Origin of the sequence: Pseudoalteromonas sp. Angola-30 (assembly GCF_028599215.1) — a bacterium.
GTDB classification, from domain to species: Bacteria; Pseudomonadota; Gammaproteobacteria; order Enterobacterales; family Alteromonadaceae; genus Pseudoalteromonas; species Pseudoalteromonas atlantica.
This window is the reverse complement of sequence record NZ_JAQREI010000010.1, coordinates 38108-64124: the sequence shown is the minus strand read 5'-3', so window position 1 is coordinate 64124 and position 26017 is coordinate 38108. Positions and strand designations below refer to the sequence as shown.

At 40.6% G+C, this 26017-nt stretch carries 29 protein-coding genes; 18 read left to right on the top strand and 11 right to left on the bottom strand.

Features of this window, described 5'->3' with window-relative positions:
- Positions 1–4 precede the first annotated feature (4 nt).
- Positions 5–1255 carry an NADP-dependent isocitrate dehydrogenase gene (icd, locus tag PSH54_RS13220; protein ID WP_273606309.1) on the bottom strand — a complete coding sequence of 417 codons (1251 nt, stop codon included), beginning with the start codon at positions 1253–1255 and terminating at the stop codon, positions 5–7.
- A gap of 167 nt (positions 1256–1422) precedes the next feature.
- Between icd and PSH54_RS13215 the strand changes: the two genes are divergently transcribed.
- Positions 1423–2226 (top strand): M61 family metallopeptidase, encoded by an 804-nt coding sequence (locus tag PSH54_RS13215; RefSeq protein ID WP_273606308.1) that lies wholly within the window; start codon positions 1423–1425, stop codon positions 2224–2226.
- On the opposite strand, the gene PSH54_RS13210 is transcribed toward PSH54_RS13215, so the two are convergent.
- Positions 2223–2768 carry a dienelactone hydrolase family protein gene (locus tag PSH54_RS13210; protein WP_273606307.1) on the bottom strand — a complete coding sequence of 182 codons (546 nt, stop codon included), beginning with the start codon at positions 2766–2768 and terminating at the stop codon, positions 2223–2225. The genes PSH54_RS13215 and PSH54_RS13210 overlap by 4 nt on opposite strands.
- A 370-nt stretch (positions 2769–3138) precedes the next feature.
- On the opposite strand from PSH54_RS13210, the gene PSH54_RS13205 reads away from it, so the two are divergent.
- Positions 3139–3306, top strand: coding sequence for a hypothetical protein (locus PSH54_RS13205; RefSeq protein WP_024033460.1), 168 nt, complete (start codon positions 3139–3141; stop codon positions 3304–3306).
- A 131-nt stretch (positions 3307–3437) separates the two neighbouring features.
- On the top strand, positions 3438–4298 hold the full coding sequence (locus tag PSH54_RS13200) for a transporter substrate-binding domain-containing protein (protein WP_273606306.1): 861 nt from the start codon (positions 3438–3440) through the stop codon (positions 4296–4298).
- Positions 4299–4327: 29 nt separating this feature from the next.
- Here PSH54_RS13200 and PSH54_RS13195 read toward each other — a convergent pair whose 3' ends face one another.
- The 5 genes from PSH54_RS13195 to rnm all read right to left on the bottom strand — a co-directional run bounded on the left by PSH54_RS13195 (position 4328) and on the right by rnm (position 7888).
- On the bottom strand, positions 4328–4903 hold the full coding sequence (locus tag PSH54_RS13195) for a YceI family protein (protein WP_273606305.1): 576 nt from the start codon (positions 4901–4903) through the stop codon (positions 4328–4330).
- A 1-nt stretch (position 4904) separates the two neighbouring features.
- On the bottom strand, positions 4905–5453 hold the full coding sequence (locus PSH54_RS13190) for a cytochrome b (RefSeq protein ID WP_273606304.1): 549 nt from the start codon (positions 5451–5453) through the stop codon (positions 4905–4907).
- A gap of 118 nt (positions 5454–5571) precedes the next feature.
- Positions 5572–6411 carry a segregation and condensation protein A gene (locus PSH54_RS13185; protein ID WP_273606303.1) on the bottom strand — a complete coding sequence of 280 codons (840 nt, stop codon included), beginning with the start codon at positions 6409–6411 and terminating at the stop codon, positions 5572–5574.
- 5 nt (positions 6412–6416) lie between these two features.
- Complete coding sequence (locus PSH54_RS13180) at positions 6417–7037, bottom strand: L-threonylcarbamoyladenylate synthase (protein WP_004586789.1); 621 nt, start codon at positions 7035–7037, stop codon at positions 6417–6419.
- Positions 7034–7888 (bottom strand): RNase RNM, encoded by an 855-nt coding sequence (gene rnm, locus PSH54_RS13175; protein ID WP_004586790.1) that lies wholly within the window; start codon positions 7886–7888, stop codon positions 7034–7036. The genes PSH54_RS13180 and rnm overlap by 4 nt, the downstream gene beginning before the upstream one ends.
- A gap of 449 nt (positions 7889–8337) precedes the next feature.
- Here rnm and PSH54_RS13170 point away from each other — a divergent pair, with 449 nt between their 5' ends.
- The 6 genes from PSH54_RS13170 to trpA are packed head-to-tail and all read left to right on the top strand — an operon-like array spanning position 8338 to position 14926.
- A complete protein-coding gene (locus PSH54_RS13170; protein ID WP_273606302.1) occupies positions 8338–9906 on the top strand; it encodes an anthranilate synthase component 1 in 1569 nt (522 codons plus the stop codon).
- Position 9907: 1 nt separating this feature from the next.
- Positions 9908–10510 carry an aminodeoxychorismate/anthranilate synthase component II gene (locus tag PSH54_RS13165; protein WP_054982635.1) on the top strand — a complete coding sequence of 201 codons (603 nt, stop codon included), beginning with the start codon at positions 9908–9910 and terminating at the stop codon, positions 10508–10510.
- Positions 10511–10521: 11 nt separating this feature from the next.
- Positions 10522–11559 (top strand): anthranilate phosphoribosyltransferase, encoded by a 1038-nt coding sequence (trpD, locus tag PSH54_RS13160; protein WP_248442123.1) that lies wholly within the window; start codon positions 10522–10524, stop codon positions 11557–11559.
- A complete protein-coding gene (trpCF, locus tag PSH54_RS13155; protein WP_138684958.1) occupies positions 11552–12916 on the top strand; it encodes a bifunctional indole-3-glycerol-phosphate synthase TrpC/phosphoribosylanthranilate isomerase TrpF in 1365 nt (454 codons plus the stop codon). Before trpD ends, trpCF begins: the two co-directional genes overlap by 8 nt.
- 7 nt (positions 12917–12923) lie before the next feature.
- On the top strand, positions 12924–14108 hold the full coding sequence (gene trpB / locus PSH54_RS13150) for a tryptophan synthase subunit beta (RefSeq protein ID WP_004586795.1): 1185 nt from the start codon (positions 12924–12926) through the stop codon (positions 14106–14108).
- Positions 14105–14926 (top strand): tryptophan synthase subunit alpha, encoded by an 822-nt coding sequence (trpA, locus tag PSH54_RS13145; protein WP_004586796.1) that lies wholly within the window; start codon positions 14105–14107, stop codon positions 14924–14926. Before trpB ends, trpA begins: the two co-directional genes overlap by 4 nt.
- A gap of 63 nt (positions 14927–14989) precedes the next feature.
- Here trpA and PSH54_RS13140 read toward each other — a convergent pair whose 3' ends face one another.
- Both PSH54_RS13140 and PSH54_RS13135 read right to left on the bottom strand, forming a co-directional pair.
- Complete coding sequence (locus PSH54_RS13140) at positions 14990–15568, bottom strand: type 1 glutamine amidotransferase domain-containing protein (protein ID WP_004586797.1); 579 nt, start codon at positions 15566–15568, stop codon at positions 14990–14992.
- A 398-nt stretch (positions 15569–15966) separates the two neighbouring features.
- Positions 15967–16236 carry an HU family DNA-binding protein gene (locus PSH54_RS13135; RefSeq protein WP_004586798.1) on the bottom strand — a complete coding sequence of 90 codons (270 nt, stop codon included), beginning with the start codon at positions 16234–16236 and terminating at the stop codon, positions 15967–15969.
- Positions 16237–16408: 172 nt separating this feature from the next.
- Between PSH54_RS13135 and PSH54_RS13130 the strand changes: the two genes are divergently transcribed.
- Both PSH54_RS13130 and PSH54_RS13125 read left to right on the top strand, forming a co-directional pair.
- Positions 16409–16984 carry an inner membrane-spanning protein YciB gene (locus tag PSH54_RS13130; RefSeq protein WP_004586799.1) on the top strand — a complete coding sequence of 192 codons (576 nt, stop codon included), beginning with the start codon at positions 16409–16411 and terminating at the stop codon, positions 16982–16984.
- Positions 16985–17051: 67 nt separating this feature from the next.
- Positions 17052–17693, top strand: coding sequence for a CPBP family intramembrane glutamic endopeptidase (locus tag PSH54_RS13125; protein ID WP_096041561.1), 642 nt, complete (start codon positions 17052–17054; stop codon positions 17691–17693).
- 68 nt (positions 17694–17761) lie between these two features.
- On the opposite strand, the gene PSH54_RS13120 is transcribed toward PSH54_RS13125, so the two are convergent.
- Positions 17762–19186, bottom strand: coding sequence for a sodium-dependent transporter (locus PSH54_RS13120; RefSeq protein WP_138612631.1), 1425 nt, complete (start codon positions 19184–19186; stop codon positions 17762–17764).
- 186 nt (positions 19187–19372) lie between these two features.
- On the opposite strand from PSH54_RS13120, the gene PSH54_RS13115 reads away from it, so the two are divergent.
- From PSH54_RS13115 to PSH54_RS13095, 5 genes are all read left to right on the top strand, one after another.
- Positions 19373–19675 (top strand): YciI family protein, encoded by a 303-nt coding sequence (locus tag PSH54_RS13115; protein ID WP_024033446.1) that lies wholly within the window; start codon positions 19373–19375, stop codon positions 19673–19675.
- A gap of 155 nt (positions 19676–19830) precedes the next feature.
- Positions 19831–20094 carry a PepSY domain-containing protein gene (locus PSH54_RS13110; RefSeq protein WP_024033445.1) on the top strand — a complete coding sequence of 88 codons (264 nt, stop codon included), beginning with the start codon at positions 19831–19833 and terminating at the stop codon, positions 20092–20094.
- Between the two features lie 3 nt (positions 20095–20097).
- Entirely contained in the window at positions 20098–20772 is a 675-nt protein-coding gene (locus PSH54_RS13105; protein ID WP_004586804.1) for a response regulator transcription factor, read from the top strand.
- Positions 20766–22103, top strand: a complete 1338-nt coding sequence (locus PSH54_RS13100) for an ATP-binding protein (protein ID WP_004586805.1) — start codon at positions 20766–20768, stop codon at positions 22101–22103. The genes PSH54_RS13105 and PSH54_RS13100 overlap by 7 nt, the downstream gene beginning before the upstream one ends.
- On the top strand, positions 22090–22494 hold the full coding sequence (locus PSH54_RS13095; RefSeq protein WP_029772701.1) for a hypothetical protein: 405 nt from the start codon (positions 22090–22092) through the stop codon (positions 22492–22494). The genes PSH54_RS13100 and PSH54_RS13095 overlap by 14 nt, the downstream gene beginning before the upstream one ends.
- Before the next feature lie 110 nt (positions 22495–22604).
- Here the strand turns inward: PSH54_RS13095 and PSH54_RS13090 are convergent, their stop codons facing one another.
- Complete coding sequence (locus PSH54_RS13090) at positions 22605–23639, bottom strand: AI-2E family transporter (RefSeq protein WP_024033443.1); 1035 nt, start codon at positions 23637–23639, stop codon at positions 22605–22607.
- A gap of 170 nt (positions 23640–23809) precedes the next feature.
- On the opposite strand from PSH54_RS13090, the gene PSH54_RS13085 reads away from it, so the two are divergent.
- Positions 23810–24703, top strand: a complete 894-nt coding sequence (locus tag PSH54_RS13085) for a TIGR01777 family oxidoreductase (protein WP_273606301.1) — start codon at positions 23810–23812, stop codon at positions 24701–24703.
- A gap of 292 nt (positions 24704–24995) precedes the next feature.
- A complete protein-coding gene (locus tag PSH54_RS13080) occupies positions 24996–26009 on the top strand; it encodes a GGDEF domain-containing protein (RefSeq protein ID WP_273606300.1) in 1014 nt (337 codons plus the stop codon).
- Positions 26010–26017 lie beyond the last annotated feature (8 nt).

Genomic DNA, 26017 nt, shown 5'->3' with positions numbered 1-26017 from the left:
TTGCTTAAAAATACTCGATAACCTTTTGTGCAAAGTCACTGCAGCTTAGGGTTGTCGAGTTATTAATATTTTGCGCTAAATCAAAGGTTACATTACTGCTTTTGAGTGCTTGTTCGAGCGCTTGTTCAATCAGCGTTGCTGCCTCATCCCAGCCCATAAACTTAAGCATTAAAACGGCACTTAAAATACTGCTACTTGGGTTTGCTTTGTTTTGCCCTGCTATTCTCTCAAACGTGCCATGGGTTGGCTCAAAAAATGCCACATCGTTATTTAAATTAGCAGCCGGCATAATGCCCACTCCCCCAACTTGTGCGCTGAGCATATCTGCTAAAAAATCGCCATTTTGGTTTGTGGTTGCCACCACATCAAATTGCTCTGGGTTCATTAAACATTGTTGCAGCATGTTATCGGCTATCACTTCTTTAATAATTAAAGGCGATTTATTAGCGCGTGCTATTTCAAGCCAGCGCCCATTTTCGTGTGGGGTAGCGTTAAACTCATTTTGGGCTAAGGCAAACCCCCAACGTTTAAAGGCACCATCGGTAAATTTAAGTACATTTCCTTTATGCACAAGTGTTAACGATTCGCTGTTATTTTTAAGGGCATAATTAATTGCATAGCGTACTAGGCGCTCGGAGCCTTCTTTAGATATATTTTTTATACCTATGCCACACTCTTGAGAAAACCTTAGGCGCGTTACTCCCATTTCTTCACATAAAAAGTCGAGCATTTTCTCGCTCTCTACGCTGCCAGCTTGCCACTCTATTCCTGAATATACATCTTCGCTGCTATCACGCAGCACTGTTATGTTAGTTAAAAATGGATTTTTTAACGGCGATGGCAACGCACTTAGCCCTTTAACAGTGCGCATATTTACAAATAAATCCATTTCGTGCCTTAGCGCCACATTTAATGAGCGAAAACCGCCGCCAAGAGGTGTAGTTAGCGGCCCTTTAATTGCTATTTTACACGCACGTACTGCGTTAATAGTCTCCTCTGGGAACCAATCGCCATCATATAACTTTGCTGCTTGCTCGCCGTTATATACTTGCATCCAGTGAATTTTTCGCTCCTTTGCATAACAGTGTGTAATGGCATTATTCACCACATGCTGCATGGCAGGTGTGACCTCTTGCCCAACCCCGTCACCATTAATATAAGCAATAATAGGATTTACAGGCACATGCCATTGGCCTTTAGGATCAATAGTAATATTTTGTCCGTGCTCAGGGATTTTAATATGCTGATAAGCCATGGTTAATACCTATACTAAAAATAGTGTTACCTGATTAAATCATGCTTGATTGAGCATGTATGCAATTTGCTTTTTATAATTGATATTAGTTAAAAAAATAACGAATTACGTGTGCTTAATTACGTAAATAGTGGGTCTAGTATTAAGCGCGTATTTAGGAGGTATAAATGAAGTTATTTTGGCTGTTATTGCTATTAATGTGCTCTTTAAATGCCTCAGCTGTTGATGTAGTTATTCATAATTTAGACGCACTCACTACTAAGGGTCAAAAAACGGTAGCTACTTGGGTAAATCAAAGCCTTAAAAAAACACAAAATACTTTAGGGCCATTACAACAAAGCACCCTCCCTATTTATTTAAAGCCACAATATTTTGCTTTTGAACCCGTGCCATGGGCTAGCGTAAAACGAAATAATCCCGATGGATTAGAGCTGCATATTGACCGCTACGCAAGTTTAAATGCATTTACAAAAGATTGGACACTTTACCATGAGCTTTCACATTTATATTTACCACTACTGCCTTACTCTGGCTTTTGGTTAAGCGAGGGGTTTGCCAGTTACATGCAAAACGTAATAATGCGCAACAGCGGTGTCATTAGCCAAGCGCAATTTGTTCAGCGCCTAAACGCAGGGTTTGAGCGAGCACGCTTACAAACTAAAACAAAGCAACAGCCACTTAATCAACTTTCAAGTGATATGTGGCAGCAACGTGCACAACAGCGGGTTTATTGGACAGGGGCAGCATTTTTTGTAGAAGCCGATTTAGCCCTTCACAAACAAGGTAAAAGCGTTGCCGCTATAATAAAACAATACCAACTATGCTGCAGAGCTGCGCGCACAAGTGCCAAAACGCTCATAAAAGAGCTAGATAAGCTCTCACGCAGTAGTATTTTTACTACCTTGTACGCGCAATATAATACGCGTACCGACTTTCCTGTTATTACTAAAACGCAGTTAAATACACTTTAAGTGCTTTTAATAAGTGCGCAATACTCATCATATGCTTTTACATTGTAATTAGTTGAGTAAGCATTCATAAAACCATGCAAAAACGGTGTTTTGTTACACGTAACTTGGCTTTTACTGGCTAAAGCACTTATCACTTCATCTACATTAAACTGCATTTCGGTATGTGGAAAAATAAACGTACAAGGTACTTTTGCCGCAATATCTAAATGATTTCTAATTTGTGAAGGGTAAAAGCCAATCAGCTTTTTTAGGTGTGGATTGCCTGTTAATAACTGCGCGCGCCACGCGGCACTTGCGCCTGCACTAAACCCTATACAGGCTGTTGGCTCTGTAAGGTTATTAAATACATTTAAGAGCTTAGCTACGTAATTGTCATGGCCACAGTCATTTATAAATTTATTATAATAATACTTTTCACTATCAATGGGTTGCAGTTCTCCTTTGTAGGGGTCTATAACCTCTGTATTGGCTTGCATAATATCTAACAACCTCATTAAAGGTGCTGTTAAACCATAAATATCGCTGACTATTATGTAATTCATACTTACCTTTTTAAGGTTAAAATCCATGCGTTTAAGCAGTTGATAAAATTAAGTATAAATAATTTTTAAATAAATAGCTTGCACACATTTTTTATTTAGGTTACCTTTCCCCTCTGGTCTTAAAAAACCACCGCGGTTAACCTTTTTACCCTGATCCAGTAAGCCCCGCAAAACGTATATTTTAAAGCTAAGTTATTGTACGGCGAGAACCCCTATTAATACCTTGATGATTTTTTTAATATCATCGCAAAAGTGTCATAAAGATCGTCAACACTGTAATGAAGCTAAACACAACATCGTTAATTTATTAACTGCATTTGGCTATAAAAAATAGCGCAGAGTAAATAACAAGAATAAAGTGAGTTTTATTATGTCTTATAAATACAATGGATCTATGATCCAAATTGCCCATCCGGTGCAATCAATTTCTGTAAACAAACAACGTGTTATTTTTAGTGATACACAAGGTTTGAAAAACGCAATGTTTCAAAAAGCAAGCGAAGCGCGCGAATTTGTAAAATGGTTAAAAGCCAACTAATCATTGCGAGCAATTAACTGCTTAAGCAGTTAATGTTAATAAAATGTGCCAGCTTTGTAGCTGGCATTTTACTTTGTTGCACTTAATTGACTACAATAGCGATACTTTCATTGTTTTAGGTAGTTGTAGTAATGCTCCGTGCATTTTTGTGTATCACCTTATATTTAAGCATTTCTTCAGTCAGTTACGCCCACACGATTAACTGGCTAACGCACGACTTTGCGCCCTATTACATTTTAAATGGAAAATACCAACACCAGGGGCGTGATGAAAGCGTTATAACCTTACTCGAGCAACAACTTGAGCACATCACGTTTAATCGCCTTGTTATCCCCTCTGGCAAAGTTACGCAAGAACTAGCCAATAAATCAGCCACACATTGTGCCCTATCACTTTATAAAAATGCATTTAGAGAAAAGTTTATTCACTTTAGCGAGCAAAGCTCAACCACGGGCCTTTCACCTTCCATTGCTATGCATAAAGGTTTGGCGCATTCGCTTGAAGTGCCTAACTCAGAGGCGGTGTCGTTGCAGGATTTACTAGCAGAAAAAAAGCTCACATTAGGTGTATCTATGAACCGCTCATACGGCGAGCAACTCGACAGCGTAATAAATAACACCCCCGATGTTGATATTGTTATTCGCCCAACGCGAAATAGTTTAGCCAGCCTTACCTATATGCTTAATTTAAAGCGCTTAGATATTTTATTAGGTTACCCAAGTGAGCACCATTACTTAGCTAAATCTATGTACTTTGAAGAAAACCTAACTCAGCGAGCGATTGTTGAAGCGCCACCGTTAAGTTATGGCTATATTGGCTGCACTAAAAATGAACAAGGTGCTAAAAATATTCAACTATTAGATGAGCAATTAAAAAAAATTAAGCAAACCGAGAAATACCACCAAGTAATGTTACGCTGGTTGCCCCCACATTTAAAACCCTTATTAGAATCAAGAATTCACGCTACAAAAAACAAAAACGCCACTAACTAAAGTGGCGTTTTAATTTAATCTACGCTTTATTATTTACGCACACCTTCAATAGACAGCCCAATATCAACATGGGTAGACGCCGGGCCTAAATTATAATCAATACCGTAATCGGTGAGTTTTAAACTGGTTTCGCCCTCAAAACCAGCACGGTAGCCACCCCAAGGGTCTTGCCCTTCACCTACTTTATCCATTTCAAACGTAATGCGTTTAGTTACGCCATGTAAAGTAAAGTCGCCCGTTACTGTGGCTGTATCATCATCGGTAAATTCCACATTGGTGCTTTTAAATGTTGCTGTTGGGTATTTATCCACATTTAAAAAGTCTTTACCGCGTAAGTGTTTATCACGCTCAGCATGGTTAGAGTCTAAACTTGCTGTATCTATATTTACTAAAATATTAGACCCTGTTTGCGCTTTAGCGTCGTAACTGAAGCTGCCATCAAAACGGTTAAATCGCCCGTGCAGCCAGCTGTAGCCTAAATGCTTAATTTTAAAGGTAACAAATGCATGCGCCCCTTGCGTATCAATTACATAATCTGCTGCATTTGCAGTGGCCGATAACATCATTACACCCGATAGAGCTGCACTTACTAGTCGTTTTTTCATGTTAGTATTCCTTTGGTTTGATCATTCTTGTTAAGGTTTTATCTTTATCAATAAAGTGGTGCTTTAATGTCCCCAGTGCATGCAAAACAGCCAAGCCAATTAATGTACACGCACCGTAGTAATGAATTTTTCCGGCAATATCGGCTTGTCCATCAAAGCTATAATCCAAAGAAGGTACATTAAATATCGAAAAAACGGCGATTGCTCTGCCATCGGCGGTAGAAATCAAATAACCCGCCACTACAATGACTGCTAAAATTAGGTGCATAACAATATGCGCGGTATGTGCAATGTGGTTTACTGTTTTATTTTGACTAAGGGGGCGAGGTTTGGGGCTGAATACGCGCCACAAAATTCTAAAAATAAGCACTGCGGCAAGCGTTATACCTATACTTTTATGTAAATCCAGTGAGCCTTTATACCAGCTGTCGTAATAGGTTAGCTCAACCATGTATAAGCCCAAGCCAAATAAACCAAACACGGTAAGAGCCATCAACCAGTGTAAAATAATGGCAATAAGGCCATAAGATGTGGGCGTATTTTTAAACATGTGGGTTCCTCTAAATTCAATAATTTAAGAATATAGAGGGTGAAGAAAAACTAAAATAGCGTATACAAACAGCATCTGTGCATATACGCACATACAACTTGAGCTACAGTTTTACTAATTAGCTATTTGGCGTGTCGGTAAGGTTTATGTAAATTAGGCTATCAGGTGAGACTTGCAAACAGCTAATTAAGCCTTCTTTTATAAGCTCAAGCATAGCAATAAAGCTAACCACTACACCGCTTCGCCCTTCGCTAAGGGTGAATAAATCGTTAAACGGCAGCGCTTTTTTTGCGTTACTCAGCTGGGCTAAAATTTGGCTCATCCGCTCACGGGTAGAGAGGGCTTCTGCTGTCACTTGGTGATGCTCAAATGTTTTGGCGCGCGCCATCACGTCGCTCAGAGCTAACATTAAATCTTTTAACTCAAGCTCTGGCAGGTTTTGAGCGGTATTTTCAATAACCGGCATAGTTGCATGTGCGACAAAAATATCACGGCCTACACGGAGGATGGCATCTATATTTTCGGCTGCTTTTTTAAACTGCTCGTACTCTTGTAAACGCTTGATCAGTTCTGCGCGGGGGTCTTCCTCTTCTTCGAGCTCCTCGTGCACAGGCAATAACAGACGCGATTTTATTTGCGCCAATAACGCTGCCATTACTAAGTACTCACCGGCAAGTTCTAACTGAAACTCACTCATCATTTCTACATAACTGACATATTGTTCAGTAATGCTAAAAATAGAGAGTTCGAGCACATCTAACTTGTGCTTTTTTATTAAATACAGCAGTAAATCAAGCGGGCCTTCAAAGGTTTCCAAAATAATTTCAAGTGCATCGGGCGGAATGTATAAATCTTCAGGCTTATCTACAACGGCTTTGCCATGCAAAAAAGCCAGTGGCAGCTTTTGCTGCACTGGCTCACTTTGAGTATTTTTTTCGCCCTGTGTTGTATCACTCACAAAGGTTACTCAAACGGGCTGGTATCGCCACACCCTACACGTAAAATGTGAATATCGTCTTCTGATAGGTCAATAACCGTGGTTGCTTGCTCTGCAAGGTGTCCACCGTCAATAATTAAATCTACGTGTTTATCTAAACGCGTTAAAATTTCATCTGGGTCTGATTCTGTAAACTCTTCTCCAGGTAAAATTAACGAACACGACATTAACGGCTCCCCAAGCTCTGCAAGTAATGCACATGCAATTGGATGCTCTATAACGCGCATACCAATGGTTTTTTTCTTATCGTTTAATAACCGCTTTGGCACCTCTTTTGTACCTTTAAAAATAAAGGTGTATGGCCCTGGCGTATTATTTTTAATAAGCCTAAACATTTGGTTATCTACACGGGCATAAGTTGCCAGCTCAGATAAATCGCGGCATACCAGCGTAAAGTTATGGTGTTTTTCTATTCCACGAATACGCTCAATGCGCTCTTTTGCTTGCTTATTACCGAGGTTACACCCTATCGCGTAGCCCGAATCTGTTGGGTATACAACAACCCCGCCCTGTTTAATAATATCAACCGCTTGGCTAATAAGTCGTGGCTGTGGGTTTGCTGGGTGAATATGAATTAATTGACTCATGATAATGCTCCTTCTTGCCCTTCCCACACTTGCCAAACCCCTTGGCAGTCTTTGGGTAAGTATAAGTTTTTACCTAGCTCTAAATAACTAGTTGGAAAATGAAAGTCAGAACCTTGCGAGCACAGTAAACCGTACTCTTGGCTCAATTGTCCTAAAAATTGGCGTTCAGTGGGCGCTTGTTGCGGCTGCGCAACTTCCATGGCATCGCCCCCGTCACTTTTGTATTGCACAAGTAACTTGCGTAACCATTTATTAGACATTTGATAACGCCCTGGGTGTGCAAGTACCGCAACCCCGCCTGCAGCATGAATGGCGCTAATGGCTGTTTGCATATCACACCAATTGCTAGGAACATAACCTGTTTTACTGCGCCCTAAGTATTTTTTAAATACCCCAGGAAAATTTTTAGCAACGCCTCTTTCAATCAATGCACGCGCAAAATGTGCACGTGTTATTTGGGCGTTTTCTGCCAGCGCCTTGGCTTGCTCGTAAATGCCATCAAAACCGTTTTTTGCCAGCCTTTTGCCTATTTCAATAGCGCGTTCATCACGCTTTTGCTGCTGCGCCGATAACAATGATGTAAGGGCATTGTTGTTTATATCAATATTTAGCCCAACAATATGTATTTCAAAGCTTTCCCACTTGGTAGAAATTTCTACGCCAGATATAAGCTTAAGCGGTAGGTTTTCTGTTTCGATAAACGCTTTTGCCGGCGTAATAGCAGCCACAGTGTCATGATCGGTTATCGCAAACACATCAATGTTTTTTTCTACGGCGCGGTTTAATAATTGCTCAACTGTTAAATGTCCGTCTGAATGCGTTGTATGGCTGTGTAAATCGTATTTTATCAAAAGAAAACTGCTTAAATTTAAGGGTAATAGATGTTTATATAAGTATAACAACTTTTTTGACTAAATTGTTTTAAATAAACACTTGACACAAAAGCGCTAAATACGTTTTACTGTAGCCACTTTAAGACACATTAAGAATTAATAAAAATGATCAATTCAATTCAACACACTATTTGGTGGTGGCACTCATAATTTTTGGGTGATGAATTGTCGTGTCTAGCAAATATTCAAAACCCGCAACTATGCGGGTTTTTTTATAACTAAATTTTACGTATTTAATTTTTTATTTTGAGGCAAAAAAACATGAATAACGGTCTTACTCTTACACATCGTTGGTGGTGGCGCCTGATATAGCGGGACGGTAATGATCTGTTTGTAATTTAGATATCGTTATTCAAACCCCGCATTGCAAAAGCATTGCGGGGTTTTATTTTTTGAGGGAATGAGGTTTGATTTTTAGTCATATAACTACCACACCAGGCGAAGTTACTAGCATAACGCAAGTACGCGACTACATTAGTAGCCCACTTGCACTTTATGCGGCACTTGATAAGCCTAATTCGCTACTGCTTGAATCAGCCGAAATTGATTCTAAAGACAGTGTTAAAAGCTTAATTTTAGTTGACTGCGCGCTGCGCATTGTTTGCCAAGGTAAAACCGTCACGATAAGCGCACAATCTAATAACGGTAAACAGTTACTGCCATATTTAAGAGCCAATGTGCAAAGCTGCGATGCAACCTTAACTGACACAAGCCTAACTCTTATTTATAAAGGCGGCTCTAATGACATTGACGAGGCAAGTAAACTGGTTGCCGATAATGCATTTAGCGCACTACGCACCTGTATAAACAGTATCAAAAGCACCACCGAAAACCCGTTTTCGGTATTTTTAGGCGGTGTATTTGCCTACGACATGGTGGCTAATTTTGAGAAGCTAAGCGACGTACCCGATGGCGAAAACACCTGCCCAGACTACGTGTTTTACTTAGCCGAAACCTTAGTGGTTATCGACCATCAAAAACAAACCACCGAGCTTATTGGTAATGTGTTTAATGGCCCAGACGTACACGCTAATTGTTTTGAGGTAGGTAAAGAGCTAGAACGATTAAATGCCCTATGTGATAAAGCAGAAGAGTTTAGTGCGCCTATGCAAACAGGCACCTGCGATGTAAGTGTTGATATAAGCGATGAAACTTACTGCGAGCAAGTGGTTAAGCTTAAAAAGAACATCGTTGATGGTGATATTTTTCAGGTTGTGCCTTCGCGTACGTTTTCACTGCCCTGCCCTGATTCGTTGCACGCATATAGCCAGCTTAAAAAGCAAAACCCAAGCCCTTATATGTTTTATATGCGCGATGAAGAATTTGCTTTATTTGGCGCCTCACCTGAGTCTGCGCTTAAATACGAAGTACAAAGCAAACAAGTTGAAGTTTACCCTATTGCCGGTACTCGCCCACGTGGAAAATTTGCCAATGGCGCAATCAACCCAGATTTAGACAGCCGTATAGAGCTTGAACTAAGAAACGATCAAAAAGAGCGTGCCGAGCATTTAATGCTGGTTGATTTAGCTCGTAACGATGTGGCACGCATTAGTGTAGCCGGCACGCGCCATGCAAAAGAGCTATTAAAAGTAGACCGCTACTCGCAAGTAATGCACTTGGTTTCTCGCGTGGTGGGCACCTTAAAGCCTGAGCTTGATGCACTACACGCTTACCAAGCGTGTATGAACATGGGCACGCTGGTAGGCGCTCCGAAAGTACGCGCTGCCGAACTTGTACGCCAAACCGAAGGCAAACGCCGTGGCAGCTACGGTGGCGCAGTAGGCTATTTAACAGGCGATGGTGCAATGGATAGCTGCATTGTTATTCGCTCAGCGTTTGTTAAAAATAATACCGCGTATGTGCAAGCAGGTGCAGGTGTCGTTTACGATTCTGATCCGCAAGCCGAAGCTAACGAAACCCGCGCTAAAGCCCAAGCGGTGATCACCGCCATAAAATCGACTTATGAGGCGGTATAAAATGAGCACAGCAAACCCAATGAAAATATACTTTTTAGATAACTTTGATTCGTTTAGCTACAACCTTGTTGATGAACTAACCATGCTGGGCTGTGAGCTTGTGGTATACAGAAATAACATACGTGCAGAGGTTATTTTTAATAAAATGCGTCAAGAGCCTGGGCAAGTATTATTAGTGCTTTCGCCAGGACCTGGTGCACCCAGTGATGCAGGTTGCTTAATGGAATTAATCGAACTGGCTAAAGGCCACTTCCCCATGCTGGGCATTTGTCTAGGGCAACAAGCACTTACACAAAGTTATGGCGGAGTAATCGGCCACGCTGGCGAAACCGTACATGGTAAGTCATCAATCATTAATTTAAACCCGCATCCGGTGTTTGAAGGAATGGGCAACACCATGCCCGTAGCCCGTTACCATTCATTAATGGCAACCAAGGTACCTGAAAATATTGAGGTAATTGCACAATTTGACGATATTCCTATGGCCATATATCACCACGACGATAAAGCGTTAGGTTATCAATTTCATCCTGAGTCAATACTTACGCCAAATGGTGCAATGCTACTTCAACAAAGTGTTGCGTACTTAACGCGCACCAACTAATAGAGGACATTATGAGTACCCAAGCACAAGAGACCATAAATGTTCAATACGCTATTGAGCAACTTATTCAAGGCAAGTCGTTAAACTATGCCCAATCAAACGCATTATTTAACCAAATAATGCAAGGTAACATGAGCGAAATAGAGCTCACTGCATTGCTAATTAGCCTTAAAATAAAAGGCGAAGTAAGCGATGAAATTGCCGGCGCGGCAGCGTCAATGCGAGAAAACGCCGTTGCCTTTACAACCGCTAGCACGCAACTTGCCGATAGCTGCGGCACCGGGGGCGATGGCTCAAACACGATTAATATTAGTACTACCGCGGCTATTGTTGCAGCTGCCGCGGGTATTAATATGGTAAAACATGGTAATCGCAGTGTATCGAGTAATTCGGGCTCTGCTGATTTATTAAAAGCACTGGGCATTAATATTGATATGAGCCCAGCACAGGCTGCACAGTGCCTTGAACAAACCCATTTTACCTTTTTGTTTGCACCGCATTATCACAGTGGTGTACGCCACGCGATGGGCGTACGTACTGCGCTTAAAACACGTACCATTTTTAATATTTTAGGCCCGCTTGCTAACCCTGCTGCACCACACGTGCAATTACTGGGTGTTTACGATGAGTCTTTATGTATGCCAATGGCGCAAACACTTAAAACATTAGGCACTAAGCGCGCGATGATAGTGCATGGCTCTGGCACTGACGAAATAGCCCTGCACGGCCCAACTAACGTAGTTGAGCTAAACAATGGCGAAATAACGCAGTACACATTAAACCCAAGCGACTTTGACCTTGCAAACTATTCACTTGAACAACTAGCCGGTGAAGGCCCACAATATAACGCAAATGCAAGCCTTGCTATTTTACAAGGTAAAGGCAGTGATGCGCACAATGCTGCAATCGTGGTCAATGTGGCTGCACTTTTATACCTTAGCGGTAAAGTACAGTCATTAAAAGAAGGCGCACAACAGGTACAAACATTACTAAGTTCAGGCAAAGCCATGAACACATTAAATGCAATTATTGAGGTAAGTCATGGCTAATGTATTAGACAAAATTGTTGCTGATAAAAAGCAAGAGCTAATAGAGCGTAAAGCCGCGCGCCCACTAGAGAGCTTTAAACACCTAGCAGTGCCAACTAGCCGCAGCTTTTATAAAGCGTTAGCAAAGCCGGGTACGCAGTTTATTTTAGAATGTAAAAAAGCATCTCCTTCAAAAGGGCTAATAAGAGAGCCGTTTGATTTAACCGAGATCACCTCTGTTTATAAAAAATATGCTAGCTGCATGAGCGTACTTACAGATACTAAATACTTTCAAGGTAGTTTTGATTATTTAGAGTTTGTGCGTAGCCAAGTAGAGCAGCCACTTATTTGTAAAGACTTTTTTATTGATGAGTACCAAGTTTACATGGCACGTATTTATGGCGGCGATGCTATATTACTAATGCTTTCAGTGCTTGATGATGAACAATATAAAGCGCTACATGCAGTTGCCGACTCGCTTAACATGTCGGTATTAACCGAAGTAAGTAACGAAGAAGAAGTGCACCGTGCCCTTGCACTTGATGCGCAAATTATTGGTATTAATAACCGTGACCTTCGCGATTTAAGCACTGATTTAGCAACCACCGAAAAGCTACGTACGCTTATCCCACAAGATAAAGTGGTTATCTCAGAGTCAGGTATTTACACTCATCAAGATGTTAAACGTTTAGCGCCATTATGTGACGGCTTTTTAATTGGCAGTTCTTTAATGGCTGAGCGCGATTTAGAACAAGCCTGCAAAAAAGTGATTTTAGGTGATAACAAAGTGTGCGGTTTAACCCGAGCACAAGACGTACAGGCCGCTTACAACAACGGCGCAGTGTACGGTGGACTCATTTTTTACCCTAAGTCGCCTCGTTATGTTGATTTAGATTGTGCTATTGAGCTGAGCCAAAGTGCGCCACTTAAATTTGTCGGTGTTTTTGTTAATGCAAGCCCGCAGCAAGTGGTACAATACGCGCACGAACTAAAACTTGCCGCAGTACAATTACACGGTCAAGAAAGTGACGATTACATTGCCGCATTACGTACACAGTTACCTAAAGGTTGTGAAATTTGGAAAGCACAGGCAATTAAAGATACATTGCCAACCCCAGCTACGGGCGTAGACCGCCATCTTTATGATACCCACAGCGATACACAAGCCGGTGGTACAGGTAAAGCATTTGATTGGGCAGTACTGCGCGACGCAACAACCCCCTTTATGCTAGCGGGTGGCTTAAATCCAGACAATATAAAAGACGCGCTTTCTCAAGGTGCCCTAGGCCTTGATTTAAATTCAGGCGTTGAAGAATCTGCGGGTAAAAAGTGCCCTATCAAATTACAAAATGCTTTTACAAGCATCAGAAATTATTGAGGTTATAATGCAAAATCCAGCTTATTTTGGCGAGTTTGGCGGTATGTTTGTACCTGAGCTACTTGTCCCTGCGCTTAAGCAGTTAGAGAACGAATTTAACAAAGCACAAAAAGACCCTGAGTTTCAGGCTGAGTTTACAAAATTATTAAACGAGTATGCCGGTCGCCCTACGCCGCTTACATTAACGCGTAATTTAATTAAAAACCCTAAAGTTAAACTTTACCTAAAACGTGAAGATTTACTGCACGGCGGCGCACACAAAACCAACCAAGTACTTGGTCAAGCGTTGCTAACTAAACGTATGGGTAAAAAAGAAGTTATTGCCGAAACTGGTGCGGGCCAACACGGCGTGGCAACAGCCCTAGCCTGTGCATTACTTGGCTTAAAATGCCGCATTTATATGGGTGCTAAAGACGTTGAGCGCCAACAGCCTAACGTATTTAGAATGAAATTAATGGGCGCAGAGGTTATTCCGGTAACCGCCGGCTCTGGCACATTAAAAGATGCGGTAAACGAAGCGCTACGCGACTGGTCTGCAAACTACCAAGACGCTCACTACTTACTTGGTACCGCAGCGGGTCCTCACCCATTCCCAACAATTGTACGAGAGTATCAAAAAATCATTGGTGAAGAAGCTAAACAACAAGTATTAAAAGCAGAAGGACGCTTACCGGATGCCGTACTAGCCTGTGTTGGCGGTGGCTCTAATGCCATTGGTATGTTTACTGACTTTATTGACGAGCCAAGTGTAAAACTTATTGGTGTAGAGCCTGCAGGTAAAGGCCTAGATACCCACGAGCACGGCGCTACAATTTGTAAAGGTACTAAAGGTATATTGCACGGTACCTATACGTACATTATGCAAAATGACGATGGCCAAATTGAAGAGTCATACTCAGTATCTGCCGGCCTTGATTACCCAGCAGTAGGCCCACAGCACGCGTTTTTACACGAAACAGGCCGTGCTCAATATGTGGGGATTACCGATACAGAAGCCCTTGACGCGTTCCAAGCACTGGCTAAAAACGAAGGCATTATTCCAGCTCTTGAATCAAGCCATGCCCTTGCTTATGCGCTTAAATACGCCGAAGAGCAAACAGAAGAAAGCATTTTAGTGGTTAACTTAAGTGGCCGTGGCGATAAAGATTTAACCCACGTACACAGTGTTTTATCACAAGGAGGTCAGCTATGAGCCAGTTAAATACAGATCGTTACGGTAAAACCTTTGCTGCACTTAATGAGCAAAAACAAGGTGCATTTGTGCCATTTGTTACCATTGGCGACCCAGGTAAAGAGCAAAGTATTGCCATTATTAAAAGCTTAATTGATGGCGGCGCGGATGCACTGGAGCTAGGTATTCCGTTTTCGGACCCAATCGCCGATGGCCCAGTTATTCAAGCGGCGAATATTCGTGCTCTCGATGTAAACATTAACACGCAAGATTGCTTTGATATTATTAAAGAAATACGCGATTACAATGCAGATATTCCAATTGGCTTATTATTGTATTCTAACCTTGTGTTTAAACGCGGTTTAGAAACATTTTATAAAGATGCTAAAGCGGCGGGAGTAGACTCTATTTTAGTTGCTGATGTACCACTGCATGAGTCTAAAATGTTTAGAAAAGCAGCCATGGCAAACGGTGTAGACCCAATATTTATTGCCACACCCAATGCCGATGACGATACTCTGCGCCAATGTGCATCTTACGGCCGTGGCTACACATATTTATTATCGCGTGCGGGTGTTACCGGCACCGATACTAAAGCGCAAATGCCAGCGGGTAACATAGTAACTAAGCTAAAAGAATACCATGCAGCCCCTGCTTTATTAGGCTTTGGTATTTCTACGCCCGATGATGTAAAAGCCGCTCTAAACGCCGGCGCAGCTGGTGCTATTTCAGGCTCAGCCGTTGTTAAAATTATTGAAGCAAACCTAAATGATTTAGACGCGATGACAACGCAGTTAAAAGCGTTTGTAGCAGATATGAAAGCGGCCACCGCACTGTAAAAAATTAAAATTTACGCATTAAAAAAGGGCATTTAAAATGCCCTTTTTTATTAAGCTCTACACTTAATGAGCTTGATGCTTACCTTCTAAAATTTCTTCAATAAATTTTGCATTAAATGCTTCTAAATCTGCAGGACTGCGGCTTGTTACTAAACCTTGGTCTACACTCACCTCTTCATCAACCCAGTTTGCACCAGCATTGATTAAATCACTTTTAATGCTCGGGAATGATGTAACGGTACGGTCGCGTAATTTATTAATTTCGGCAAGTAACCAAGGGGCATGGCAAATAGCTGCGACGGGTTTGTTTTTCTCGGCGCCAAAAAAGCCATCTATAAACGCTTTTGCGTGCTTATCTTGGCGTAACGTATCTGGGTTAAATAAGCCACCTGGCAGCATAAGCGCATCGTAATCGCTGGCACTGGCATTTGTAACAAGTTTATCTACGCTTACTTTGTCGCCCCATTTATCTTCATCCCAGCCGGTGATTTCACCCTCTTTTACCGACACAATATCAATATCGGCGCCGGCATTAAGTAAAGCATCACGTGGAGATAATAGCTCACTTTGCTCAAAACCATCGGTAGCTAAAATAGCAATTTTTTTGCCTTGTAAACGAGTGCTTGTTTGTAATGTAGACATATAGATCTCCTTATTGCGTTTAATAAAATGTTTCAATCACCCTATTAAAAGCATAAGCGATGCCAAATTTAACCTATTGAAAATAATGGATAATATAAATTAAAGCTATCAAAGCTATGTAAATCATTTAGAGGGTTTGAACAATCTACATAGCTTAATTTAAAGTGCGTATGAAAAACCAGCACACAAGCTTTGCTTACAAGATGAAGTAGTTAGGCATTAACTAAAAGCTGGGGATTTATTTTCTAGACGCACCCTATTAGCGGGGTGCGCAAAACTATAATTTTGTGATTAATAGCGCTAACTAAACCTAAAAAGGTAACCGGGCTTAGCAAGTATTGGTTGCAGGAACTAGTCGCTGGTACTGGTCACTGGTACCGGTCAATACAAGTTGCTATTTAAAGGAGATCTTTTAATGCTTTGGCAGGTTTAAATACGGGTTTGTTAGCGCCTTCTATTTCAATGCTTTCGCCTGTTTGTGGGTTACGGCCAGTGCGCGCTGGGTAGTAGCTTAAAGCGAATGTACCAAATCCATTAATTTGCACTTGGTCGCCTTCAGACAGCGATTTAGTAATTACTTTTTGTAAGCTAGTAAGGGCTGCTTGTGTGTCTTTTTTTGTTAGTTCACTGCGTTTTGCTATTTGGGCAACAAGTTGTGCTTTGTTCATTGTAGGCTCCTAAATGCACACTTAATCAGTGTTGGTTAAGCGTGGGAATATGATGATGGATAATTAAAGCCACGCAGGCTAAGGCTTACAGGGCAACAAGTCAACCTTGTAGTTGCCTAGTGTTATGTGGTAAAAACTTCCCTGACTTCTTTTTGTATAATTTAGGTAGTATATGCACGCATTGATTGAATACATCCCGCTAATATTATTTTTTGCGGTATTTAAATTAGTTGATATTTACTGGGCAACAGGCCTTTTAATGGTCACTACGCTTATTCAAGTTGCGTATAGCTACTTTAAGCACGGCCATGTACCTGCCCGCCAATGGCTATTTTTTGCTATTGCAGCGGTGTTTGGCACATTAACCTTAGTACTCCACGATGAGCAGTATATAAAATGGAAAGCCACGTTAATTTATGCAGGCCTAAGCCTTACCTTATTAATTAGCCGCTACGTGCTGAATAAAAATCTTGTTAAAAAAGCCCTTAGCTCAATCCTCGAAAACGCCAACGACTCTAAACAGGCGATTGAAGTACCTGAGCCGGTGTGGAATAAGCTTAACTTAATGTGGGTTGCCATTACCGCAGGTATTGCAGTGCTGAATATTTACATTGCGTATAATTTCTCACTCGATTTTTGGGTTAACTTTAAAGTGTTTGGCTTAATGGCCATTACTTTTGTGAGTATTTTGATCACTATTTTTGCTTTGTATAAATACTTCCCTGATGAAGAAGAACCCGCAAAGTAAAACACCTTCGTCATAAAAATGTCGTCTTTGCTTGATAGCGTGTAAAAAAAATCAATCAGAGACGACCTTGAACGCCAATCAATACCGCTGGTTTGAATTTACCCTAATATTTGTTTTATTGCCTTTAATAGGCTTTACCCTTCGTAGTTACCTAGCTAACTGGCTAATACCCGCACTGATTGTTTTAATGAGTGTGTGCTGCATGTTATTACTGAACGACCCTCACTTTAAGCGATTTAGACTTACAAGCCTGGGGCAGTTTTCTGCGGTAAAGCGACGTTTATTTAGTTTCTTTTTTTTAGGAGCGCTTTTTTCAGGCGTGTTTTACGGCATTATTCACCAAGAAAATTGGTTTAGTATGCCGCTGCACTCATTTTATAACTGGTTACTTTTACTGCTTCTATACCCGCTGCTGTCGGTATTACCACAAGAGCTAATTTTCAGAACCTACTTTTTTCATCGCTATAAACGTATTATGCCCAAAAAAAGAGTGCGTATAGTGGTAAGCGCAACGGTGTTTGCCCTTGCCCATATTGTGTATGCCAATTGGGTGGCTGTAGGCTTAGCATTTTTAGGCGGGTTATTATTTTCGTTTACTTACGCGCAAAGCCGCTCAACCATAGTGTGTGTAATTGAGCATAGCTTATGGGGATTGTGGATGTTTACACTGGGGATTGGCACTTCATTAGACTCAGGAGCTATCAGCTAACAAGCTAAGCCGCTATTTTAAACACAAAAAAGCCGCGTTAATACGCGGCTTTTGAAAACTTTTTTAGCCTAAAAACCAAATAACTTAAAGGCAAAAAACTTAGTCGCTACTGTATTAATAAATATGGCTAATAAAATAACCGGAATAAACGTAGAAAGCGAAAAGTTAACGTATTTCTCCATAAAGCTACCGGCGTAATTTGGTGAGCCTTGGCTTAGCTCATCTGTTAGGCGCGCTTTTTTCCAGCGGTACATAACAAATAAACACACCATTAAACCATTCAGTGGCAATATAGTGTCGTAAAATACATCATACACAATATCAAAAAAGCTTTTATTACCGCTGCCGTAACTAGTAAACGACGTTAGGCTATCAACCATACCAAACGACATAGTACATAATATAGTTAACACACCGGTGGCTAGCGTTAAAATACCTAAGGCTTTTTTACGGCTGACCCCTTTGCGGTCGCTAAGGGTCGCTGTAGGTACTTCTACAATTGATACAAGCGAAGTAATCGCTGCAAAAAACACTAATAAAAAGAACGAAAACGCCACTGCAGACGCGCCAAAGTAACCAATATCATTTTGTAGTGCTAATAAAATTTTAGGTAAGTATACAAATATCATCGATACAGACGAGTCAGAAAGAGCGGCAGGGTCGGTATTAGGATCAAAACTAAATATTGCCGGTAAAACCATTAAACCGGCAACAAATGCCACTAATGAGTCGGTAATAGCCACCATTTTTGCACTGCCAACAATGTCATCTTTTTTAGATATGTAAGAGGCGTACGTCATTAAAATGCCCATACCTAGCGATAGTGAGAAAAACGCTTGGCTTAGTGCACCATTAAGCACACTGGCGCTCATTTTAGAAAAATCAGGAATAACATAATATTTAACACCAGCCATGGCGTTATCAAGCGTTAATACATACGCTACAAGGGCGAGCAACATAACAAATAAAGCCGGCATTAAAAACTTAGCGGCTTTTTCTATGCCTTGTTTAACCCCACCCAATAAAATAAGGTTAACAATAATAACGACCACTGCCATGTAGCCAAAAACAGTGTAGCTATTTATAAAGCTGCCAAAATGGCTCGGATCTGCCAATGCATCTAAATTACCCATGGCGGTTTGGCTTAAGTAACCAAAAATCCACACGGTAATAACCATGTAAAATACGGCAATCATAAACGGCGTTAATACAGCCAAAAAGCCTGCAAACTTCCATTTTTTGTCGTTATTTGCCAGCGCTTTGTACGAACCAAGTGGATCTTTTTGCGCGTTACGACCCATGGCCATTTCAGCCATCATTACTGGTAAACAAATAAAAGCAACAAACAAAGCGTATACAAGTAAAAATGCACCACCACCATTTTTAGTTGCCGACACAGGAAAACCTACTAAGTTGCCAATACCCACTGCCGAACCTGCTGCAGCCAGTATAAAGCCAAGACGGGAGCTAAAATGCTCTCTATTATTGCTCATGTATTAACCTTGTTATTTTTAAGTTATTCAAGCGACTCTACCAGTGTTGTGCCGCGCTTTTCAAGCAATTACACACTAAAAATAATTAATAACTGTAAACCTAGCTTTAACGGTAATTTGTTCACCAACTATCAACGTTGTGCTAGTATTTGCGTTATTAAACTTAACATTTTTTTGAGAATTACTATGTTGTACATGATTTATTCAACCGACGTTGAAAACAGCTTACCGCTTAGAAAAGAAGCCCGCCCCGCCCACTTAGCACGTTTAAGCGAACTCGACTCTCAAAACCGTTTATTTGTTGCCGGCCCACTGCCAGCAATCGACAGTGAAGACCCGCAAGATGCTGGATTTACAGGTTCATTAGTCATTGCAGAATTTGATTCACTTGAAAAAGCACGTGAATGGGCAGCCTCTGATCCATACGTTGCAGCCGGCGTTTACGCAAACACCGTTGTAAAACCATATAAAAAAGTATTACCAGCGTAACGCACACCCTGAATTTAAAACGTTATTTAATTCAGGGTTGGTTCACTGCTAATTAATTAAGCTGGCGAACGTAAAAGCGCATATTGGACGTTTTTACTTGAGTTTTAGTAGCTTAGTTAATTAGAATAGCTGGGTTTGATCTAGGAGTTCCCGTCATGCGTGTATTATTAACCCTTGGTTTAATTGCCTGTATTAGCGTCAGTGGCGCCGTACACGCAAGTTCGACTGTTACCAAAGCAGTTAAAAAAACTGAGATCAGCAAAAAGAAAGCCGTAATACTTGCAAAAGAAGAAACTGACGGTAAAACCTTAAAAATTACAGAACAAGCAAAATTTTATACTGTACGTATACTCAAATCTGACGGCCACGTCGTTGATTTACATATAAATAAAAAAACCGGCGAAGTGAAAAAGGATTAGCAAATGCGAATTTTAGTTATAGAAGATGATTTACACTTAGCAGACAACCTACGTAATGCTTTAGAGAAAGAACGTTACAGTGTTGATTTATGTCACGATGGCGAAGCTGGCCTATTCCATATTACAGAATACCCGCTAGATATGGCGGTGGTTGATTTAGGCTTACCAAAAATTGACGGTATTGAGCTAATCAATAAAGCACGTGCACAAGGCGTGACGATCCCTATTTTAATCTTAACGGCGCGCGACCGCTGGCAAGACAAAGTTGAAGGCCTAGATGCTGGTGCCGACGACTACTTAACCAAGCCGTTTCATGTTGAAGAATTAATTGCGCGTTGTAACGCACTTATTCGCCGCAGTGCGGGTAAAGCAAACCCTGAAATGACAGCGGGTCCAATTAAAATTCATACTCGCTCACAACAAGTTTGGGTTAACGACAAAGAACTTAGCCTTACGGCTTATGAGTACAAAGTACTTGAGTATTTAATGGTTAACCCGCAAAAAGTAATTTCTAAATCAGAACTTACTGAGCATATTTACGACCAAGATTTCGATCTTGATTCTAACGTTATCGAAGTATTTGTACTTCGTCTGCGTAAAAAATTAGACCCTGAAGGCACATTAAACCCAGTAGAAACACTACGTGGGCGTGGTTACAGGCTTAAAAGTCAGTGGTAGCATCGCAAATATCGCTTAAAATAAGGCAAGGATTTATCCTTGTCTTTGTTTTATTGGTGGCACTGCCTATTTTGTTTTACTCGATTGGTAAAGCGTATTACGCCTCATTAGTCGAAACCACCGAAAAAAATCTAGAAGCCCACTTATACTCCCTTATTTCTGAAGTCGACTTTACTGAGCGCGGCATTATTATGCCCAGCACAATTTTAACGCCTGAGCTTAATAACTTAAATTCAGATACCTACGCAATGATTTACCGCGATGATGTACCTGTGTGGCACTCAGAGTCGGCTGTAAACGTAAACTTTAAACCCGAGTACATAGAGCCTAAAGCAGGTGCGGCCGACTTTAGACGTGTGGTTTACAACAATGCGGTTTACTGGCAATTAAGCCTAACGGTCATTTTAAATAATATTGACCAATCTGAGCAGGCACGTTTTATATTACTTAAACGAAACGATGCATTGCTAAGGTTAATGGATGGCTTTAAACAAACCTTAGTCGATTGGATGTTTATAATGGGTATTGCGATTGCCGGTTTAATGGCAATTGGATTTATTTGGAGCGGCCGGCCGTTACAACGTCTTGATAAAGAAATAAAAGCCATTGAGTCGGGCGATATTCAAGAAATTAAAGGCTTATACCCTGTAGAGCTACAAACAATTAAATCAGACCTAAACTTATTACTAGAGTCGCAGCAACGTCAAAAAGAGCGCTACAGAGCCTCTTTAAGTGACCTAGCACATGCATTAAAAACGCCCCTTGCGGTATTAAAATCAAGCCCGCTTGCTAATGATGCCGATGCCCAAGAGCAACTTGATAGAATAAATGTGATGATCGAGCATCAGTTAAAACGTGCAGCTACTGGCGCCTCAGATACATGGAAAAAACAAACTCCAGTTAAACCTGTGGTTGATTCTATTTTAAGTGCAATGGCCAAGGTATACCGCGATAAAGACATTATATTTAATTGTACCGTGACCGATAAAGATTACTTTTTAGGTGACCAAACAGATTTAATGGAATTACTGGGTAATTTAATTGATAACGCCTGTAAAGCGTGTCGCTCGCAAGTAGAAATACAAGTTATTCAAAGTAAAACACTGTGCATAGGCATTAGTGACGATGGACCCGGTGTACCCGAGGATAAACGCGAGTCTTTATTAACCCGTGGTACCCGCCTTGATACTTACGAAAGCGGCCATGGTGTTGGTATGGCGATAGTCTCGGACTTGGTTAAATCTTATAACGGACACTTAACGATTAATAAGTCGGACACCTTGGGCGGCGCACAATTTATTTTAGAGTTTAATTACAATGATAAAAAATAGCCTTTTAATTACACTTGCGAGCCTATTAGCACTAAGTGCTAATGTCAGTGCGCAAGCACAGTGTACGCTTGAGCAAAACGCAACGCCAAGCCAAACTAAACGCTATACGCAGTGTTTAGACACCCAAATAAATCAGGCTAAATACAATCAGGGTACTTGGGTTCAAAAACGTAAATATGAACTCACTAAATTAGAAGAGCAAAGCGGAAATACGCAAATACTGATGTTGTTTAAGCGCAGCGTCGACAACCACCAAAAGTATATTGAAGCAAGCTGCCAATGGCGCTATATATTAAAACTGCCAAATGCCAGCCAAGCTGCTATTGATTACAAATTATGTGAACTTGCACTTATTGAACAGTTTACTCAAGTGCTTAAAAAGCCACTTTAAACGGGGATTAACACCCATAAAAAAAGCGATTAATACTGTGTATTAATCGCTTTTTTTGTATCAATTATTTAATCAAATACGCAATTTTAAGCTATGAAAACCAATTGATATTATTTATCGTCTATCGACTCACCAGTACCAAGTAGCGTGGCAACCCAGCGCCCTTCATCACTTGCCTCTAGGGCTATTTTAACAATCATGGTAAGCGGTACCGATAGCAACATGCCTACAGTGCCTAATAACCAACCCCAAAATATTAACGACAAAAACACCACCAAGGTAGAAAGCCCAAGCCCTTTACCCATAAATTTAGGCTCTACAATGTTACCCATTACCGTATTAATAATTAAATACCCTGCACCTACAAGCCCGGCTGTTAATGGTCCTTGTGTAATGAGTGCTAACAATACAGCTGGTACTGCGGCAATAATAGAACCTATATTAGGAATATAATTAAACATAAAGGCCAACACGCCCCACAGCACAAAGTAGTCAACATCTAAAATCCATAAGTAAAATGCTGCAATAATACCGGTGGCTAAACTCACCAATGTTTTAATTGCTAAATACGAATTAATAGAAACCAAAAAGCGGTCAATTTGCTCCATTTTTCTATCTGGGTCGGCAAGTGCCATATGAATTTTTTTGCTTAATGCAGGCCCTTCAAAAAGCATAAACACCACAGTTAAAATTATTAAAAACATGTTTGCCATTACGCCACCTAAGCCGGTAAGCATATTCGTGGCTACATCAACCATTTTACCTGGGTCAAACATAGAGAGAATTTGATCTCTATCGATTAAGATATTGTATTGCGATGCAAGATCGACCAGCCACACAAACTCTTCTTGTAATTGGGCTTTATATTCAGGAAGTTGCTGAGAAAAGTCGTTAACTGATTGTCCTACAAGGCCGCCTAAGCTTACACCTAAGCCCACAATGATAAGCACCACAATAACAACAGAAACCCCTTTAGGGATCCGATAGCGACCAAAAAATGTGATCAGCGGGTTGCATACAATGGCAATAAACGCCGCCAAAATAAAGGGAATAATAATAACACTTGCGGCCTTAATACCGGCTAATACAACCACCAGGGCTGCAAATATTATTAAGCTTTTATTTACGCCAGTTAAACTTGCCAACGCGCCAATCCTTTTCTTATGAAATTCGCTTTAGTGTAAGGCAAAAACTAATTAAATGAAATATTTACAAAGTGATCGTTGTTTTTTAGTTAACGTAATAATTTGCATTAAGATAGTTTAAATAGTATACATTTTAAACAAATCGTACACTTAAAATTGGTAAGATTTTTATGCATATTTTTTTTACAGGCGCTACAGGCCTAATAGGTAAACACTTAACGCCTTTTTTGCTGCATCATCATAAAGTAACCGTACTGAGCCGAAATAAAACCAAAGCCCATGTATTGCTTGGTCATAATATTGATGTAGTAAGCAGCGTTGATGAGGTTAATTTTAACCATGTTGATACCGTGATTAATTTAGCCGGCGAACCTATCGTCAACAAACGCTGGAGGCAGGCACAAAAACAAACAATTAAAAACAGCAGAATAAACCTTACCACGCAAATCAGCGATGCTATTTTAAATTGCAGCACGCCCCCTGCTACATTTATATCTGGTAGTGCCATTGGCTATTATGGCCGCCAAGGCGATACCCCGGTAGATGAGGACACCGAAGATGTAAATAATGAATTTAGCCATCAGCTATGTAAAGAGTGGGAGCACGCGGCACTAAAAGCGCAAAGTGATAAAACACGGGTGTGCTTATTACGCACGGGAATTGTACTTAGCAAAAACGGCGGCGCTTTAAGTAAAATGCTTCCTGCGTTTAAATTTTTTGCAGGTGGCCCCATTGGTGATGGGGAGCAAGGTATGTCGTGGATTCATATTGATGACATGATCCAACTGATTTTATTTATTATAAAACACACGTCGCTTTGCGGGCCAATTAACGCCACTGCACCCACCCCTGTTAGCAATAAAGTATTTAGCAAAAGTTTAGGTAAAGCATTGTCACGCCCTGCGGCCCTAACCATGCCAAGCCCTGTGTTAAAATTGTTAATGGGTGAAATGTCTGATTTGCTCACTACTGGGCAATATGTAATACCCAAAAAAGCGTTAGCGCATAATTACCGTTTTCATTTTACGGATATAGATTCGGCTCTAAGAAGTTTAATAAAGTAGGTGTATTCAGCATAGATACACCTAATAAAGGTTATAAAAATACTACTTTAAGCTAGGTTACTGTAATTAATATAAGCTTTAGTATCTAGTCTCCATTAAAATAGTCGTTTTATAATAAAAGAACCTTTCTATGCTGCACTTACCAACCGTTATAAGCCTTTCTTTTATTTTAAACCTTATAATTGGGCTGTATTTTATCTCTATTTATCAATATAAAAAACAAACTAGTTTTTTATATTTTGGCCTAGCTTGTACGACCTTTACATTCGCCATACTATGCGCAAGCTTACGCGTGATCATTGCATGGCCGTTTATTACCCATTACTTTGCCAGTCTATTTATTATTGCTTGCCCACTTTTTTTAATTATGGGATTAAAAGCACTCAGCCCTTTAAATAAAAGCATATGCAAGCAAGTTAGCTATTTACTCATCGTGGCTGCGGTTTTTGTGCTCATAGTTTACAACACCGCTGTAGAGCAAATATTGGTTAGTTTAACTGTGGCAGGGTTATTTTTGTATGCTTCGTATATTGTTTTAAGCACCCGCTTTATAGCAAAATTACAGCAACGTATGCTATTGCTTTGCCTATTACTGCATGCACTCGTTATGCTAATACAGGGAGTTTTATTACTGTTGCCGTTTTTTACCGCGCTCAACTTTGATTTTGCCTCTGTTTTGCAATTTACTTTAGCTGTACACTTAATACTTGCCACTAGCGCCGCCCTATTGCTGCCTTTTTTAGTGTTTGCCAATACAGAGCATACACTCAACTCCCTTGCTAATCGCGACCCATTAACCCAGCTATTAAATAAACGCGGTTTAAATGCAGTGGCCAAGACGTTATTTAATAAAAATAATGACGAGCATCCCCTTAGCATTATTATGGTCGATATAGACTTTTTTAAGCGCGTTAACGATGAATTCGGACACGATGCAGGTGATGAGGCAATTAAATGGGTTTCGCAGCATATTGCCGCGCTTTTTTCTAACAGCGCAGTTACCGCGCGTGTTGGCGGCGAAGAGTTTGCAATTTTACTTAGCCACTGCACTTTAAATGAGGCACAGTGCGCGGCAAACACCCTCAGAAAAAACATTAAAAACAAGCCCTTTAGCTATTACGGCAACACCATTTATTTAAGAATAAGTGCTGGAGTGGCGTGCAGCGATACTCAAACAAGCTCTTTTAAATCGCTACTTAGTGCGGCAGATAAGCGCTTGTATATTGCTAAAACCACAGGACGCGACAAAGTTATATATGAATCTGCACAAAACCCTTTTATAAATAACAAACCGGTTTGCACATAAAAAAAGCC